Below are 16,478 nucleotides of genomic sequence, written 5' to 3'. Positions count from 1 at the left end.
TAGTGGAAAAAAAGAATTTTATCAGCTTGCTAGCAGCAATTGCTGTTCTCGCCATCGTTTTGTTGTTGCCAAACCCCGAGACACTTCCGATTGTCGGGCAACGTGCCTTGGCTGTCTTGGCATTCGCGGTTATTCTTTGGATGACGGAAGCCGTATCGTACCCGGTTAGCGCGATTATGATTGTCAGTCTGCTGGCGGTGCTCATCGGTTTTTCGCCAACGGTCGAGGACCCATCCGTTATGTACGGAACCAGTGATGCGCTGGAAATGGCGATCAGCGGTTTCAGTTCAACGGCTGTCTTGCTCGTTGCAGGTGCGCTCGTTTTGGCGGCAGCCATGGAAATCACCGGGCTGCACCGGCGTGTGGCCTTGCTGATTATGTCCAAAGTAGGGAGCAAACCGGGGAACCTTGTGATCGGAACGATTATCGTTAGTTTTGTTCTTGCCTTATTTGTGCCGAGCGCCACAGCTCGTGCCGGTACGATCGTTCCGATCCTTTTGGGAATTGTCGCCGCTTTTGGACTTGCGAAAACGAGCAAGCTGGGTGCGTTGTTAATGATCACCGCTGTGCAGTCGATTTCCATATGGAATATCGGCATCAAAACCGCCGCCGCCCAAAATATGGTGGCACTCGGGTTTATGGAAAGTCAATTTGGCATTGATATTCCCTGGGGCAACTGGTTTTTATACGCGGCCCCCTGGTCTATTATCATGTCGGTTGTTTTATATTTTGTCATGACAAAACTGATCAAACCGGATTTACCCGAGACCACTGAAGGAAACAGTATTGAGCAACAGTTGCAGAATCTCGGGAAGATGGGCGGAAAAGAATGGCGCCTGATTTTCATTGCTGCAGCTCTGCTGATTCTCTGGACGACAGAGGGCGTCTTGCATCCATTGGATTCGACAACGCTTATGATTATGGGAGTCGCGGTCATGCTTATCCCCGGGATCGGCATCTTTAGTTGGAAAGAAGTTCAGCCGAAAATACCGTTAGGCACATTGGTTGTATTTGCCACAGGGATTTCACTTGGGACGGTTTTGTTGGAAACGGAAGGCGCGACTTGGCTTTCTTCAAATTCGTTTGAACTCATGGGGATAGACGCGATGCCATTGGTTTTAATGGTCGCTGTGCTGGCCTTATTTAATATTTTGCTTCACTTGGGATTTGCCAGTGCAACAAGCCTTGCGGCTGTTTTCATCCCGATTGTCATCGCGTTAGTCGCCGGCATGGAACCGACCTCATTTTATGGACCGGGCCTAGTATTAATCATGCAATTTGTCATCAGTTTCGGATTTATTTTGCCAATCAATTCCCCGCAGGGGATGTTGGCATATGGCACAGACACCTTCACTGTTAAGCAATTCATCAAATCTGGCATTCCGATTACTGTGATTGGATACTTGCTAATCGTTCTCTTTAGCGCGACTTATTGGCAATGGATTGGGTTATTATAAGGTAAATAGGGAATGCTGAACAACTTGCAGCTATCAGCTGAAGCCGGGATGCCGCTTCCATGGCTTCGCTTTCCGCGGACGAACGGTCAAGCTTCCTCGCGCAAAATCGGCGCTGCGGGGGCTTGACGCGTCCGTTTTTTCGCTGGAGTCTCGCCATTGCAGCACCGTCCCTCCGTGTGTTGCCAGACGTGCAAGGGTTTTCTGCTTTTAGGATAGATTTTCTTGCATCCAGTTTTGGCAACGTCAACGGAAAATGCTTATGTGCCAGTCTTTTTCCGTTATTCAGCAGTCTCTAAATATGGACTCCCGGTAACCCGCCGGGGGTTTTTCTGACGTTTAATAATACTTCCGCATGGTCATTGGCCCGGCGCTCATAAAACAAATGATTGACAAAAATACCGTATAGGGGTATATTATAAATAGACCAAAAAGGAAGTGATTAAATTGGATAAATCGTTGCACGATCACCCAAGCAAACCGAGAACACAAGATGAAATGGATAAAGTCAATAACCGTTTAAAACGGATCGAAGGTCAAGTGCGCGGCATACAAAAAATGGTGGAAGATGATCGCTATTGTGTCGATATTTTAGTGCAAATTAGCGCCATTCAATCCGCGTTAGATAATGTAGGTTTCGCTATCACGGAACGACACATTAAACATTGTGTCAGTGACGCGATTAAACAAGGAGAAGGAAAAGAAACCATTGAGGAATTAATGACGGTCTTGAAGCAATTTTCGAAGTGAAGGAGGGATGTGTATCATGAGCGAAAAAAATCATGCCACCCTTGGTGTGACAGGCATGACTTGTGCCGCTTGTTCCAATCGTGTCGAAAAAGTTTTAAATAAAATGGATGGCGTGGAAGCGCAAGTCAATTTCACAACGGAAAAAGCAACCGTAGACTATGAAGCGGAAAAAACGTCTATCGATGCCATTACGGATAAAATTGAAAATGTCGGCTACGGAGTTGAAATGGAACAAACAGAATTGGATGTTTTTGGCATGACCTGTGCCGCTTGTTCGAACCGCATTGAAAAGGTATTGAATAAGCAAGAGGGGGTCAAAGATGCAACGGTCAACTTAACAACAGAGACGGCGTCCATCGAATATAACCCCGGAGTAGCTGATCCTAAAGCATTCATTGAGAAAATCAAAAACTTAGGTTATGACGCGAAACCTAAAGCCGAAGCAGAAGAAAAGCAAACACACAAAGAAAAAGAAAACAAAAAGATGAAGACGAAATTAATCATTTCGGCCGTGTTAACGGCACCGCTATTGGTCACCATGTTGGTGCATTTATTCGGCATGAATATACCGGATATCTTCATGAATCCGTGGTTCCAATTTGCGTTGGCAACACCTGTTCAATTTTACATCGGCCGGCAATTTTATGTTGGAGCCTATAAGAGCTTGAAGAGCGGCGGAGCAAACATGGATGTGCTCGTTGCGTTAGGGACGAGTGCCGCTTATTTCTATAGTTTATATGAAGCATTCAGGACCATTGGCAATCCTGCCTATATGCCACATTTATACTTTGAAACAAGTGCTGTCATCATCACGTTGATTTTATTCGGAAAGTATTTGGAAGCTACTGCAAAAAACCGGACGACGAATGCATTATCCTCTTTGCTTAATTTACAGGCAAAAGAAGCCCGCGTCATAAGAAACGGCGAAGAAAGTATGATGCCGGTGGAGGACGTTGTCGTTGGGGATCGGTTAGTCGTTAAACCGGGGGAGAAAATACCCGTAGACGGTAGGGTTGTAAAAGGAAGAACATCGATCGACGAATCGATGATTACCGGAGAATCCATCCCGATTGAAAAAGACGTGGACGCAAACGTGATCGGCTCCACAATCAACAAAAACGGCGCGATTGAAATGGAAGCAACAAAAGTAGGAAAAGATACAGCCCTCGCCTCGATTGTGAAAGTCGTTGAAGATGCGCAAGGATCAAAGGCACCCATTCAACGATTAGTCGATATCATTTCCGGCTATTTCGTCCCCATCGTTGTCGTTATTGCCATTCTGACATTTACGGTTTGGATCACACTCGTCCAACCTGGTCAAATGGCACCTGCTTTAGTTGCCTCGATTGCTGTCCTTGTCATTGCATGTCCCTGTGCTTTAGGCCTTGCAACCCCGACATCTATTATGGTCGGGACGGGCAAAGCTGCCGAAACCGGGATCCTTTTTAAAGGTGGCGAACATCTCGAGCGTACGCATGAACTAAACGCGATTGTGCTGGATAAAACAGGAACGATCACAAAAGGAAAGCCTGAAGTCACAAACTTTACAGGGGATGAGGAAGCCCTGCAGTTACTCGCGAGTGCGGAAAAAGGCTCGGAACATCCCCTTGCAGAAGCCATTGTTGCCTACGCAACAGATGAAAATATTGATTTGGTTGACGTCGATGATTTCAATGCGATCGCCGGACACGGGATCAAAGCGACGATTTCCGGCCAGCACATTCTCGTCGGCAATCGAAAATTACTGCAAGATCACCAAGTGGATGTTGGCGCAGCAGAACAAGCATTGGTCGATTATGAAGTGGATGGAAAAACAGCGATGGTCATCGCGATTGATGGAACGTATCGCGGCATCGTTGCCGTTGCTGATACGATTAAAGAAACAGCCCCACAAGCCATAAAAGAGTTAAAAGACGACGGCTTAGACGTCATCATGTTAACAGGGGATAACGAGCGAACCGCACAAGCCATTGCAAAGCAGATTGGCGTTGAGCAAGTCATTGCGCAAGTGTTGCCGGAAGAAAAAGCCGATAAAGTCAAGGACATTCAGTTGCAAAGCAAAAAGGTTGCAATGGTTGGGGATGGCGTTAACGATGCGCCTGCGTTAGCTGTCGCCGATATTGGCATTGCTATTGGAACCGGCACGGAAGTGGCCATTGAAGCGGCTGACGTTACGATTCTTGGCGGCGAGCTATTGCTCATACCGAAAGCCATGAAAATCAGCCACGCGACGATTAAAAATATCCGTCAAAATCTTTTCTGGGCTTTCGGCTACAATACGGCCGGCATCCCGATAGCAGCTGTCGGATTACTTGCCCCATGGGTGGCCGGCGCAGCGATGGCACTAAGTTCGGTCAGTGTTGTCTCTAACGCCCTTCGTTTGAAAGGAGCGAAAATTTGAAGGGGAGGTTTTGTAGAAGTGCCTTGACCCTAAATATAAAGATAAAAGAGCTGGTTCCGAAAGGAAACCAGCTCTTTTATGCTATAATGAGATTGAGCGAAAATTAAAAACATAGGGAAAGGACGTGGGCAATGAATCTGAAACCGCGTGAAACACCTGGCGAATTAAAGGTTTTGCGCATGTTACGCGCGCGCATGACGCTTCCGGACGACCAGCATTACTTAAATCTCGAGCAAGGCTATGCCGGAGAACAAATCATGGATGGCTGGTTGGAAGGATTGTCTAATGACTGTCTTCTCATCGATGACCTTTTGCTCGAACAGAACCGTAGGATTTTTCAAATCGATTCGCTGCTTGTTTTTCAAGAAAAGATTTATATGTTGGATGCCAAGCACAGTGCTGGAGATTTTTACATCGATGGTGATAAGTGGAAGGCCATCTCCGGCACCGAGATCCAAGATCCTCTGCTCCAAATGAAACGAAGCATCACCCTCCTGCGAAAATTGCTGCAACAGCTTCGAATAAATCTTCCGATTGGATACTTCCTTGTTTTTACTCACCCTGAATTTTATCTGTACAATGCTCCCCCGGACCTACCTGCCGTGTTTCGACCTCAAGTGCCTCGGTTTTTGAAAAAATTAGCTCCTGCATTGGATTGCAACAACAGACACTCGCCGAGCGATTGATCGCGTTGCATCGGCATGATAATCCGCATATGCGTGTGCCCGAGTATGATTACGCCGGGCTGGAGAAGGGTGTGGTGTGTGCAGGTTGCCAATCGTTTATGGTTTACAGCGGTCAAAAATGTTTATGTCCCTTGTGTGGCATAGTGGAAAAAACAGAAACAGCGGTGTTGCGGAATATTGAAGCGTACCGGTTTCTTTTCCCGGATAGAAAGATGACCACCAATTCGATTTCTGAATGGTGTGGGATGAAGGGAGCCAATCAAAAAGTCAGAAAAATATTATTGAATCATTATAAACGGGTTGGCAACCGGAGGTTTGCATATTACGTTTAAAGATTAAACCATATGATCGATAGCAGGCCACCAACGATCTACTTTTGCGGTAAAGTTGAAAAGAAGATCGATAGCCCGCCGCTCACGATCTATTTTTAAGATGAAGGCAAAAAATAGAACGTTAGACCTACCGCCCCACCCATCCCCCCGCAAGGACAAATCAACCCAAATCGCTGTATTTCGACACTTGGAATGATATAATGCGTGTAAAAGGATAGGGGAAGGAGTTTACCGTACGATGAACGACAGAAATATCATTCTCGGTGTTACCGGTGGGATTGCCGCGTTTAAAGCGGCCGCGCTTGCTTCAAAGTTGAGCCAGGCGGGCGCGAACGTAAAGGTGATCATGACCGAAGGTGCACGTGAATTTATTACCCCTTTGACGTTTCAGGCTTTGACGCGGGAGCAGGTTTATATCGATACATTTATTGAAGAAGAAGTGGACAAGGTCGCCCATATCGATGTCGCCGATTGGGCGGATGATGTTGTGATTGCGCCGGCGACGGCTGATCTCATCGGAAAATATGCGAACGGAATTGCCGATGATATGCTCACGACGACGTTACTGGCGACACAGGCATCCGTCTATATCGCGCCTGCCATGAACGTGAACATGTTCGAACATCCTGCCGTTGTTGAAAATATTCGTAAGTTGGAAGCGCGCGGGGTCGGTTTCATGGAGCCCGGTTCCGGCTATTTGGCCTGTGGCTGGATCGGCAAAGGGCGCATGGCGGAACCGGAAGATATTTTCGCGATTTTAGAAAACGTTCAAACCCCACCCCTTCCATATCTAAGAGGAAAAAAAGTACTCGTTTCCGCCGGGCCCACGCGTGAAATCATTGACCCGGTTCGGTTTTTGTCCAATCGCTCTTCCGGAAAAACAGGCTTTGCCGTTGCCCAAGCGGCCCGGGCGCAAGGGGCGGAGGTGACACTCGTCACCGGACCGGTGGAGTTGTCGACGCCGCCGGGCGTGGAACGTATTGATGTGACGTCCGCCAAAGACATGTTCGATGCGATTGCGCCATTATATGATGAGGTCGACCTCGTCATCAAAACGGCGGCGGTGGCCGATTATACGCCGGATGAGACCTTTGCGCACAAAGTGAAAAAAAACGACGGCGACTTAAGCATAAATATGGTCCGAACGGTCGATATCCTCGGTGAACTCGGGCGCCGCAAAGACAAACAAATCCTCGTCGGATTCGCTGCCGAGACCAAAAATTTGGCTCAATATGCCGAAAAGAAGATGCAGGAAAAAAATCTTGACATGATCGTTGCCAACAATGTAAATGAAAAAGGCATCGGCTTTGCCAGCGATGATAACAAAATCACGATCTTTCGCCGGGACCACGAAAGCATCAATTACGACAAACAAAGCAAAGAAGGCTTGGCGGATCGTTTATTGGAAGAGATCCAACCGCTTTTTGAAGGAGACGGTGAACGTGTACGCGAAAATCATCGTTGATGTACCGAGCGGCGGCACCGACCATCCTTTCGATTATCATTTGCCTGATGCGCTCGCACAAACGGCCAGTATAGGAATGCGCGCCCTCGTGCCTTTCGGACAGCGAAAACTGACCGGTTTTATCGTGGACATTGTTCGTGAAACAAACGTGGAGAAAGTAAAAAATGTCGCTGAACTGCTCGACATTACGCCTGTTTTGAATGAAGAGTTATTGGCGTTAGGCACGTGGATGTCGAGAGAAACGATTTGCTTTCAAATTACCGCTTATCAAGCCATGATCCCGGCGGCTATGCGCGCGAAGGCGGTAAAAAAAATTGCAGTCGTTGAAGCCGAACGGTCGCAGTTGCCCATGAGTGTGCAAGCGCTCTTCGGACAAGCGGGCGAAATCAATTGGGCAGACCTTCGAAGCGACGCTCGCCTCTTGCGTGACATCCGCTCGGCCGTGGAGCAACGGCAAATAACCGAACGCTACGAGCTCAAAGACCAGGCCAAACACCGAACAGCAAAAGCGGTGACGATACCGTCCGACCTCAAAGAAACGCCCGCAACGAAAAAACAGCAAGAGACGCTCGCGTTGATTGCCGATCATTACGGAGAAACAGCGGCAGCAATCCGGACGCTTATGCAAGAGCTGTCGCTCTCCCGTGCCGTAATTAATACGCTCGTCAAAAACGGTTTTTTACAGGAAAATGAGATTATCATTGACCGCAACCCGTACACAAGTGCCGAAGGCGACGGAGACGAGGAAAAAGCAACCCTCACCGCTGACCAGTCCCGTGCACTTGCGCAAATCGAGGGAACGATGGATCAACGCAAAGCATCCCCGCTTCTTTTACACGGAGTTACCGGAAGCGGGAAAACCGAAATCTACTTACAAGCCATTGACCGTGTGCTTCAACAAGGAAAAGAAGCGATCGTGCTCGTGCCGGAAATATCGCTCACCCCGCAAATGGTGGAACGTTTTAAACGGCGGTTCGGGGCGAATGTAGCCGTTCTTCACAGTGCACTTTCGGTCGGCGAGCGCTTTGACGAATGGAAAAAAATCCAAGAGCAACGCGTGCAAGTCGCCGTCGGCGCACGCTCGGCCGTGTTCGCACCGTTTACGAATCTCGGCCTCATCGTCATCGACGAAGAACACGAGAGCACATACAAGCAAGAAGAACATCCCCGTTATCACGCCCGCGAAATCGCGATTTGGCGAAGCGGCCGCCACCGTTGTCCGGTGCTCCTCGGAAGCGCGACCCCTTCGATGGAAAGTTATGCGCGGGCAGCAAAAGGGGTATATAAATTGCTTTCATTGCCGGCGCGAATCAACCAACAGCCGCTACCGGTCATTGATACCGTCGATATGCGCGAGGAAATGCGGGAAGGCAACCGTTCCGTTTTTTCCGTAAACCTATTGGAAAAATTGCGTGACCGCATCGAAAAAGGAGAACAAGCGGTTCTCTTTTTAAACCGGCGCGGGTTTTCAACGTTTGTGATGTGCCGCAATTGCGGGTATGTGGGCATGTGTCCCCATTGCGAAATTTCGCTCACGTTTCATCGCCGCGATAGCCAGTTGAAATGCCACTACTGCGGCCACGAAGAACGCGTGTATGAACGTTGTCCCAGTTGCGAAAGCACGCATATTCGTTATTTTGGCACGGGTACCCAGCGGGTAGAGGAAGAATTGCAGCAATTGCTCCCCGAAGCCCGCATCATTCGCATGGACAATGACACGACGAAACGAAAAGGCGCCCATGAACGGTTGTTAAAACAATTCGGAAACGGTGACGCCGAAATTTTGCTCGGGACGCAAATGATCGCTAAGGGCTTGGATTTTCCGGATATTACCCTCGTAGGGGTGCTTGCTGCTGATACGCTTTTGCATCTCCCTGATTTTCGGGCGCAAGAGCGGACGTTTCAATTGTTGACACAGGTGAGCGGGCGTGCCGGCCGTGCTGAAAAAGCAGGGGAAGTCATCATTCAATCGTACACGCCGGAGCACTATGCGATTCAACATGCGCAAACACATGATTATTTGTCTTTTTTTAAAAAGGAATTAGGGCAACGAAAACAAGCGGGGTACCCTCCGTACTATTTTCTTACATTGATTACATTTGCCCATGCCACGTACGCGACCGCGATGAAGGCGGGAACGCACGCGGCGAAACTATTGCGTGAGCGGCTGGGAGACACCGCCGTCATCCTCGGTCCGACCCCTTCGCCAATCGCGCGCATTAAAGATAGATATCGCTGCCAATGCATGATAAAATATAGGGATGAGCCGGAAATCACGGACGTTTTACATGAATTATTCAGCTATTATCAAAAGGAATTGCAACGAGACCAAAGGTTCATTACCATCGATCGGCATCCGAACATGTTCATGTAATGAAGAAGGAGGACGCGACAGCGTGAAAATTGTATTTATGGGAACGCCCGATTTTGCCGTTCCGATACTTAACATGCTTGTGGAGGAAGGGCATACGGTCCTCAAAGTCGTCACCCAACCGGACCGGCCGAAGGGACGAAAACAAAAACCGGCGGAACCTCCGGTCAAAGGAGAGGCAGAACGGCTCGGCTTGGAGGTTTTGCAGCCGGAAAAGGTCAAGGGATCGGTAGCGGACATCTTGGAGCCGCAGCCGGACCTGGTCGTCACCGCCGCTTACGGCCAACTGCTGCCGGAAACGCTTTTAACCGTTCCTGCCTTCGGCTGCGTGAACGTCCACGCCTCCCTTTTGCCGAAATACCGCGGCGGCGCTCCTATTCACCAGGCTGTGATCGACGGGGAAAACGAAACGGGTGTGACCCTTATGTATATGGTAAAAAAACTGGACGCTGGGGATATGCTCGCACAAGCATCTATTCCCATTGAAGAGACGGACACTGCTGGCACGCTTCATGACAAGTTAAGCACCCTCGGTGCCGATCTCCTTCACAAAACATTGCCAGCGATTGCCGCCGGGACGCTCACGCCCGAACCGCAAAAGGAAGCGCACGTGACGTATGCGCCAAACCTTTCCCGCGGACAGGAACGTATTGATTGGCATAAATCTGCCGAAGCTGTGTATAATCAGATTCGCGGCATGAACCCTTGGCCCGTTGCCTATACCCATTGGGGCGATGAGCGCTTGAAAATTTGGCGCGCCGCGCGTGTGAACGAACGCTATCCGCAGAAACAACCGGGCGAAATCGTACGCGTCGCCGCTGATGAAGGCATCATCGTCGCTTGTGGCGATGAATGCGGGCTCTCTTTACAGGAAGTGCAACCGGCAGGAAAGAAAAAAATGGCTGTCAGCGATTTCCTGCGGGGACGCGGACAATCTTTGGCAGCAGGAGAGGTATTCGGCAATGGCGAAAACGACGGATAAAGCCCCGCGCATGCGGGCGGCAAAAATACTTGACCGCGTGTTTTTTGAACGGGCGTACAGCCATCTTGCCTTGCATGAAGCATTTCGTGAACATCCGTTAGCGGATGTGGACGCGCGTTTTGTCACCGAAGTCGTGTACGGAACAATCAAACGCTTGAATACGATCGATGATGTGCTCGGACGCGTCATGAAAAATCCGCTCCAAAAAACCGACCGCAGGGTGAAAACCATTTTGCGCATGAGCGTCTATCAATTGCTTTTTATGGATCGGGTGCCGGAGCGCGCGGCCATCCATGAAGGGGTGGAATTGGCAAAAACATGGGGCAGGGGCGGATTGAAAGGGTTCGTCAACGGTGTGTTGCGAAACGTGGCCCGCCAAGGGCTTCCGGACTATCGTGATCTAGCCGATCCCGTTAAACAGCTCGCCCTTTCCACATCGCACCCGGAATGGCTCGTGCGTAAATGGATGCACGCTTATGGGGAAGCGGAGACATACGCCATGTGCGAGGCAAATGTCGAGCGGGCGTATACGACGTTGCGCGTGAATCGCCTGCAAACGGATCGCTCGACGTTACAGGCAGGTTTGGAAGCAGATGGTGTGCAAACAACTTCGGGGAATCTTGCTCCTGACAGTTTAATCGTTACAAAAGGACAAGCGTTGCACAGCGAATGGTTCAAAAAAGGAGCTTTTTCTTTTCAGGACGAAAGTTCGATGCTCGTGACTTACGCGTTGGATCCGCAGCCGGGGATGCGCGTGCTTGATGCTTGTGCCGCCCCGGGGGGGAAGTCGACCCATATCGCCGAACGGATGGAAGACGATGGTGAGGTGCTCGCCAATGACATTCATCCCCATAAACGCGCGCTCATCGCCGAACAGGCAGAACGTTTGCGTTTAAAAAGCATCCACATCCAAACTAGTGACGCCGCCGAATTTTCCGCAAACGTTGAAGCGGAAAGCTTTGATCGTGTGCTCGTGGATGCGCCGTGCAGCGGTCTCGGCGTTTTAAGGGCAAAGCCCGACATTAAATGGAAAACCGATCCGAAAGAGATCGAAACGCTTGCAGCGTTGCAATTAAATATTTTGGAGGCGGCCGCCCATGCATTGAAGCCGGGCGGAATCCTTGTGTACAGCACGTGTACGATAATGCCGGCGGAAAACGAAGACGTAATCGCTGCCTTTTTGCAAACACACGCTTCGTTTGAACCGGATGACACACTTGATGCACGTCTCGGCCTGAAGGCGGAACGTGGCCAAAGGCTGATTTTTCCACAGCAATATGGAAGTGACGGTTTTTTTATTGCCGCCATGAAGAAACGAGGGGGCCAAGCATGAAAGCATTGCAAAAAGAAGCGACAAAAGCGATGAAGCCTTCCTTGCTGTCGTTAACCTATGAGGGATGCAAGGAATGGATGAAAGAGAACGGGGAACCTGCCTTTCGCGCGAAACAGGTCTTCGAATGGCTGTATCAAAAACGGGTAGAGAGCATGGAAGAAATGACCAACTTGCCGAAAGCGTTACGGGCGAAACTGCAAGAAACGTTTACAATGACGCGCTTGCGCGAAAAACTTCGGCAAACGTCCACCGACGGTACCATCAAGTTCTTGTTTGAGCTTGAGGATAACTATTCCATCGAGACGGTGTTGATGCGCCACGATTACGGCAATAGTCTTTGCGTAACGACGCAGGTCGGCTGCCGTTTGGGATGTACATTTTGCGCGTCTGGGCTTGGCGGTTTGCAGCGGAATTTGGAAGCCGGTGAAATTGTCGCCCAAGTGCTCGATGTCCAGCGTGCCCTTGACCAAAGCGAAGAACGAATTGATTCGATTGTCGTGATGGGCATCGGTGAACCGTTTGATAACTACGATAACTTGATGGCGTTCTTGCGCACGGTGAACGACGACGAAGGGTTGAATATCGGCGCTCGCCATATTACCGTTTCCACGAGCGGAATGGTTCCGAAAATCTATCGATTTGCCGACGAAGGATTGCAAATCAATTTTGCGGTCTCCCTGCATGCGCCGAATTCGGAAATCAGAGGTCGCTTGATGCCGATCAACCGTGCCTTCCCTGTTCATAAATTGATGGATGCGATCGACTATTACCAACAGAAAACGAATCGGCGCATCACGTATGAATACGGACTTTTCGGGGGCGTGAACGATCAAGTGGAGCACGCCGAGGAGCTCGCGGATTTAATCGGCCATACGAAAGGGCATGTAAATTTGATTCCCGTTAATGATGTGCCCGAAAAAGACTATGTGCGCTCGACGCGTGCCGATATTTTTGCTTTTGAACGTACACTCAAAGCCCGCGGAATCAATGTTACGATCCGCCGGGAGCAAGGCCATGATATTGATGCTGCCTGCGGCCAATTGCGGGCGAAAGAAACGGGGTGAGCAGATGGAAACAGTGTTCAGGACAGACGTAGGAAACGTTAGACGCCATAATGAAGACGCCGGAGGCCTTTTTTATGGCGAGGGCATGATGCTCGCCGTCGTTGCCGACGGCATGGGCGGGCATCGTGCCGGAGACGTGGCGAGCAAAATGGTCGTCGAAGCGTTGCGGGATTCCTGGCAAGATCATCCGCCCCAAAACGAAATCAGTGAAATTAAGGATTGGCTGCAAGCGGAAATTAAACGGGCGAATCGGGCCGTTTTTAACAAATCCATCGACGAAGCCGCTTTTAAGGGTATGGGAACGACGGTTGTTGCGTCTGTACTGTACAATGACACGATAATTATTGCTCATGTCGGCGACAGCCGCGCGTATCGGTTTCAATCGCAAACGCTTGAACAAATCACGAGTGATCATTCCCTCGTGAATGAACTTGTCAGAAATGGTCAGCTGTCATCAGATGAAGCCGAAAACCATCCGCGCAAGAACGTGCTCACCCGCGCGATCGGTACCGAAGAAGAGATCGAGGTCGAGGTCGGTACCTTTGATTTTCCGGGGCGGGCCGTCTTATTGCTCTGTTCCGACGGTCTCTCGGATAAATTGGGGGAAATGGATGTGGGCGCGACGTTGAGCGGTGAAAATTCGATGGCTGAAGCTGCCGATGCCCTCATCCAAGAGGCACTCGAGCGTGGAGGCGAGGATAACGTCAGTATCATTCTCGTTCATCATGATGAGGAGGGAGCCGAGTCATGATTGGAGAGCGTATCGACGGACGTTATGAGGTGAAAGCTTACATTGGCGGCGGGATGGCCCACGTCTATCGAGCTCGTGATATCATTCTTGAGCGGGACGTTGCTGTCAAAGTTCTTCAGCCCCAACACGTCGATGATGAAGCGTTTGTGCGGCGATTTCGACGGGAGGCGGAGGCGTCTACGAACCTTGTGCATCCCAATATCGTCGATATTTATGATTTAGGCGAAAATGATGGAATTTTTTATATTGTCATGGAGTATATGCGCAACAATACCCTCAAGGATAAGATCGTAAACGAGGGAGCATTGTCTTTTGACGAGGCGATGCGGGTCTTCTCGGAATTGACAAGCGCGATTGCCTATGCCCATGAGCAAGGCATTATCCATCGCGATATCAAGCCGCAAAACATATTGCTCGATGAAGAAGGAAGCGTAAAGGTGACGGATTTTGGCATCGCCCGCGCATCCTCTGCTGCGACGATTACCCAGACGAATTCCGTGCTCGGATCCGTCCATTACATGTCCCCGGAGCAGGCGCGCGCAGGCACGCTCACGACGAAAACGGATATCTATGCCATCGGGGTCACCCTTTTTGAAATGGTCACCGGCCTCTTGCCTTTCAACGCCGATTCGGCCGTTTCCATCGCGCTCAAGCATTTGCAGGATCCGTTTCCAAATGCAAAAAACTTGCGGGATGATCTGCCCGAAAGCGTGAATAATATCATTCGGAAAGCCACAGCCAAGGATCCGTTGCAGCGATATGAAAACGTGGAAAAAATGCATTTGGACGGGGAAACAGCCTTGTCACCGGAACGTATTAATGAAGCGCCCGTTCACATTGCAGATCCTGACGACGAAAGCACACGGCCGATTCCTGCCGTTGGTCCCGGTCACAATGCGGAAGACACAAAAGTTGCAAGCGGCGAAGGAGACGAAGAAACGCCTCCGGAACTGAGCGGGAATAAAAAGAAGCGAAAGTTATGGAAAATAGCGGGAATCGCACTTTTGGTTCTCATCGCCATCATCGCAGCTTTTACAGTGGTACCCGCATTATTGGGCCCGGATGAAGTTGACATTCCGGATGTGGTTGGGTCCGAAGAAGATGAAGCGATCGAAGAGCTGGAGGCACTGAATCTGCAGCCGGAAACGGAATATGAATTCCACGAGGAAGCAGAGGAAGGGGCGATCTTTCATCAAGACCCGAGCGCGGGAAGAACCGTACGTGAAGGGCAGACGGTGACGATTTCCGTAAGCGAAGGCCAGGAGACCGTGGAAATGCCGGATGTTGTCGGCTTGCAATATGAACAAGCCCTCGAGGAATTACAAGACTTTGAAGACGTCGATCTCACAGCCGAGGAAACGGAAGAGGTTGCCGAAGACTTAGTCATTGAACAAACTCCGGCTCCCGATGAAGAAGTTGTTCCAGGTGAAACAACCGTTCAGATCACTTACAGTGAAGCACCGGATGTCACTCTTGAGGACCTTACCGGGACATCTCAAGATGGGGTCAACAATTATTTGGAGGCGAATAATTTAACCGGCTCTTTTCAAAGAACGGACTCGGACCAACCGGAAGGGGAAGTAATTTCCCATGATCCGGGACCGTATGATACCGTATCGCAAGGAACGGAAATAAATTTTGTTATCTCCGATGGGCCCCCGCCGGATGAAGACGAAGAGGAAGAAGAAGACGAGCTTGCCCAAACGGTGGTAGCATCCATCCCGGTTGAGGTATCCGACGACAACGAATATGAGATTGAAATCGAGTATGAAGATGCGACCACAGACGGACCAACGGTTGATACGGAAGAGGAGATCACCGAAGACACGGAATACGAAGTTAGCCTTGAAGTGACGCCGGATACCGATGGTTCGTATACGTTGTATTTGGACGGAGAGGAAGCACAATCCAATTCATTTTCATATGAAGATTGAGTCGTTAGAAACCTCGGCTTATCGCCAAGCTTTTATGGCGATAGCCTTATCTGCGAATAAATGGCCGATCTCAAAAGGAGGACCCTATGTGTATGAAGGGCAAATTGTAAAATCCGTCGGTGGTTTCTATGATGTGAAAAGCGAGACATCCGTTTTTCGATGTCGTGCGCGTGGCTTGTTTCGAAAACAAAAAATAAAACCGTTGGTTGGCGACTATGTTACGTTTGCGGATGATTATATCACGGCTGTTCATCCGCGCACGAATATGTTGCACCGGCCGCCGATGGCCAATATCGATCAGGTGATACTCGTCTTTTCCATCACGAAACCTGCGTTTTCCGGGTATTTGCTCGACCGTATCCTCGTCCATGTCGAGGCAATGAACGTCGACGCGGTCCTCGTCGTTACGAAAAACGATATTGCCTCGGGAGAGGAATACAAGGTGTTTTACGAATATCAGAGGGTATACGAAGACGTCGGTTATCCGGTGATCGTCCCAATCGATAACGATGAGCTCCTCCGGCAGCGGTTGCTGCCTTATTTTCAAGATCGTGTGAGTGTTTTGGCCGGCCCTTCCGGTGTAGGAAAATCCACGCTTCTCAATCGCCTTTCGCCCGACCTGGCATTGGAAACGGGCGACATCTCGGATCACTTGGAACGGGGGAAGCATACAACCCGCCATGTGGAACTTTTAAACGTTGGCGGCGGGAGTGTTGCCGATACTCCCGGTTTCAGTTCCTTGGATTTTACAGGGATTGAGATGGAATTGGTGCAAGACTGTTTCCCGGAAATTAGCGCCGCGAGAATGGACTGTAAATATCGGGGCTGTACCCATCGAAAAGAGGATGGGTGCGCCGTGAAAGCGGCTGTTGAACGAGAGGGTATTGCCGGCAGTCGATATGCACATTACCGGCATTTTTTTAATGAAGTTGAAGAAAGCAGGAGGTATTGAGCG

The 16,478-nt window shown here is 49.9% G+C and carries 13 protein-coding genes; 12 read left to right on the top strand and 1 reads right to left on the bottom strand.

The window, feature by feature from the left end:
- The first annotated feature begins 2 nt into the window (after positions 1-2).
- Positions 3-1,457, top strand: coding sequence for a DASS family sodium-coupled anion symporter (locus HUG20_RS12170; RefSeq protein WP_200084947.1), 1,455 nt, complete (start codon positions 3-5; stop codon positions 1,455-1,457).
- A gap of 33 nt (positions 1,458-1,490) precedes the next feature.
- Here the strand turns inward: HUG20_RS12170 and HUG20_RS19565 are convergent, their stop codons facing one another.
- Positions 1,491-1,622, bottom strand: coding sequence for a hypothetical protein (locus tag HUG20_RS19565; protein WP_281392411.1), 132 nt, complete (start codon positions 1,620-1,622; stop codon positions 1,491-1,493).
- A 279-nt stretch (positions 1,623-1,901) separates the two neighbouring features.
- On the opposite strand from HUG20_RS19565, the gene HUG20_RS12165 reads away from it, so the two are divergent.
- The 11 genes from HUG20_RS12165 to rsgA all read left to right on the top strand — a co-directional run bounded on the left by HUG20_RS12165 (position 1,902) and on the right by rsgA (position 16,475).
- Positions 1,902-2,204: a metal-sensing transcriptional repressor gene (locus HUG20_RS12165; RefSeq protein WP_281392410.1), complete on the top strand. Its 303-nt coding sequence runs from the start codon at positions 1,902-1,904 to the stop codon at positions 2,202-2,204.
- Positions 2,205-2,220: 16 nt separating this feature from the next.
- A complete protein-coding gene (locus tag HUG20_RS12160; protein ID WP_200084946.1) occupies positions 2,221-4,605 on the top strand; it encodes a heavy metal translocating P-type ATPase in 2,385 nt (794 codons plus the stop codon).
- A gap of 131 nt (positions 4,606-4,736) precedes the next feature.
- Complete coding sequence (locus HUG20_RS12155; RefSeq protein ID WP_200084945.1) at positions 4,737-5,291, top strand: nuclease-related domain-containing protein; 555 nt, start codon at positions 4,737-4,739, stop codon at positions 5,289-5,291.
- 570 nt (positions 5,292-5,861) lie between these two features.
- Entirely contained in the window at positions 5,862-7,088 is a 1,227-nt protein-coding gene (coaBC, locus tag HUG20_RS12150; protein ID WP_200084944.1) for a bifunctional phosphopantothenoylcysteine decarboxylase/phosphopantothenate--cysteine ligase CoaBC, read from the top strand.
- Positions 7,066-9,462: a primosomal protein N' gene (gene priA, locus HUG20_RS12145; protein ID WP_200084943.1), complete on the top strand. Its 2,397-nt coding sequence runs from the start codon at positions 7,066-7,068 to the stop codon at positions 9,460-9,462. The genes coaBC and priA overlap by 23 nt, the downstream gene beginning before the upstream one ends.
- Positions 9,463-9,499: 37 nt before the next feature.
- Entirely contained in the window at positions 9,500-10,441 is a 942-nt protein-coding gene (fmt, locus tag HUG20_RS12140) for a methionyl-tRNA formyltransferase (RefSeq protein WP_200090492.1), read from the top strand.
- Complete coding sequence (gene rsmB, locus HUG20_RS12135) at positions 10,422-11,774, top strand: 16S rRNA (cytosine(967)-C(5))-methyltransferase RsmB (RefSeq protein ID WP_246476397.1); 1,353 nt, start codon at positions 10,422-10,424, stop codon at positions 11,772-11,774. Before fmt ends, rsmB begins: the two co-directional genes overlap by 20 nt.
- Positions 11,775-11,803: 29 nt before the next feature.
- Positions 11,804-12,838, top strand: a complete 1,035-nt coding sequence (gene rlmN, locus HUG20_RS12130; RefSeq protein ID WP_425504120.1) for a dual-specificity RNA methyltransferase RlmN — start codon at positions 11,804-11,806, stop codon at positions 12,836-12,838.
- Positions 12,789-13,589 carry a Stp1/IreP family PP2C-type Ser/Thr phosphatase gene (locus HUG20_RS12125; protein ID WP_246476396.1) on the top strand — a complete coding sequence of 267 codons (801 nt, stop codon included), beginning with the start codon at positions 12,789-12,791 and terminating at the stop codon, positions 13,587-13,589. Before rlmN ends, HUG20_RS12125 begins: the two co-directional genes overlap by 50 nt.
- Positions 13,586-15,523 carry a Stk1 family PASTA domain-containing Ser/Thr kinase gene (pknB, locus tag HUG20_RS12120; RefSeq protein ID WP_200084941.1) on the top strand — a complete coding sequence of 646 codons (1,938 nt, stop codon included), beginning with the start codon at positions 13,586-13,588 and terminating at the stop codon, positions 15,521-15,523. The genes HUG20_RS12125 and pknB overlap by 4 nt, the downstream gene beginning before the upstream one ends.
- Before the next feature lie 88 nt (positions 15,524-15,611).
- The gene (rsgA, locus tag HUG20_RS12115) at positions 15,612-16,475 is read left to right on the top strand and encodes a ribosome small subunit-dependent GTPase A (protein WP_200084940.1); all 864 of its coding nucleotides are present in this window, start codon (positions 15,612-15,614) and stop codon (positions 16,473-16,475) included.
- Positions 16,476-16,478: the final 3 nt, after the last annotated feature.

It is taken from the genome of Salicibibacter cibi (assembly GCF_016495865.1).
GTDB classification, from domain to species: Bacteria; Bacillota; Bacilli; order Bacillales; family Marinococcaceae; genus Salicibibacter; species Salicibibacter cibi.
This window is presented reverse-complemented; position numbering and strand designations above follow the sequence as displayed.

What these genes read in the sequence shown, in the direction of transcription:
- HUG20_RS12160 (WP_200084946.1), top strand. Translation starts at nt 2,221, where the DNA reads ATGAGCGAAAAAAATCATGCCACCCTTGGTGTGACAGGCATGACTTGT.
- HUG20_RS12155 (WP_200084945.1), top strand. Translation starts at nt 4,737, where the DNA reads ATGAATCTGAAACCGCGTGAAACACCTGGCGAATTAAAGGTTTTGCGC.
- coaBC (WP_200084944.1), top strand. Translation starts at nt 5,862, where the DNA reads ATGAACGACAGAAATATCATTCTCGGTGTTACCGGTGGGATTGCCGCG.
- fmt (WP_200090492.1), top strand. Translation starts at nt 9,500, where the DNA reads ATGGGAACGCCCGATTTTGCCGTTCCGATACTTAACATGCTTGTGGAG.
- rsmB (WP_246476397.1), top strand. Translation starts at nt 10,422, where the DNA reads ATGGCGAAAACGACGGATAAAGCCCCGCGCATGCGGGCGGCAAAAATA.
- rlmN (WP_425504120.1), top strand. Translation starts at nt 11,804, where the DNA reads ATGAAGCCTTCCTTGCTGTCGTTAACCTATGAGGGATGCAAGGAATGG.
- HUG20_RS12125 (WP_246476396.1), top strand. Translation starts at nt 12,789, where the DNA reads ATGATATTGATGCTGCCTGCGGCCAATTGCGGGCGAAAGAAACGGGGT.
- pknB (WP_200084941.1), top strand. Translation starts at nt 13,586, where the DNA reads ATGATTGGAGAGCGTATCGACGGACGTTATGAGGTGAAAGCTTACATT.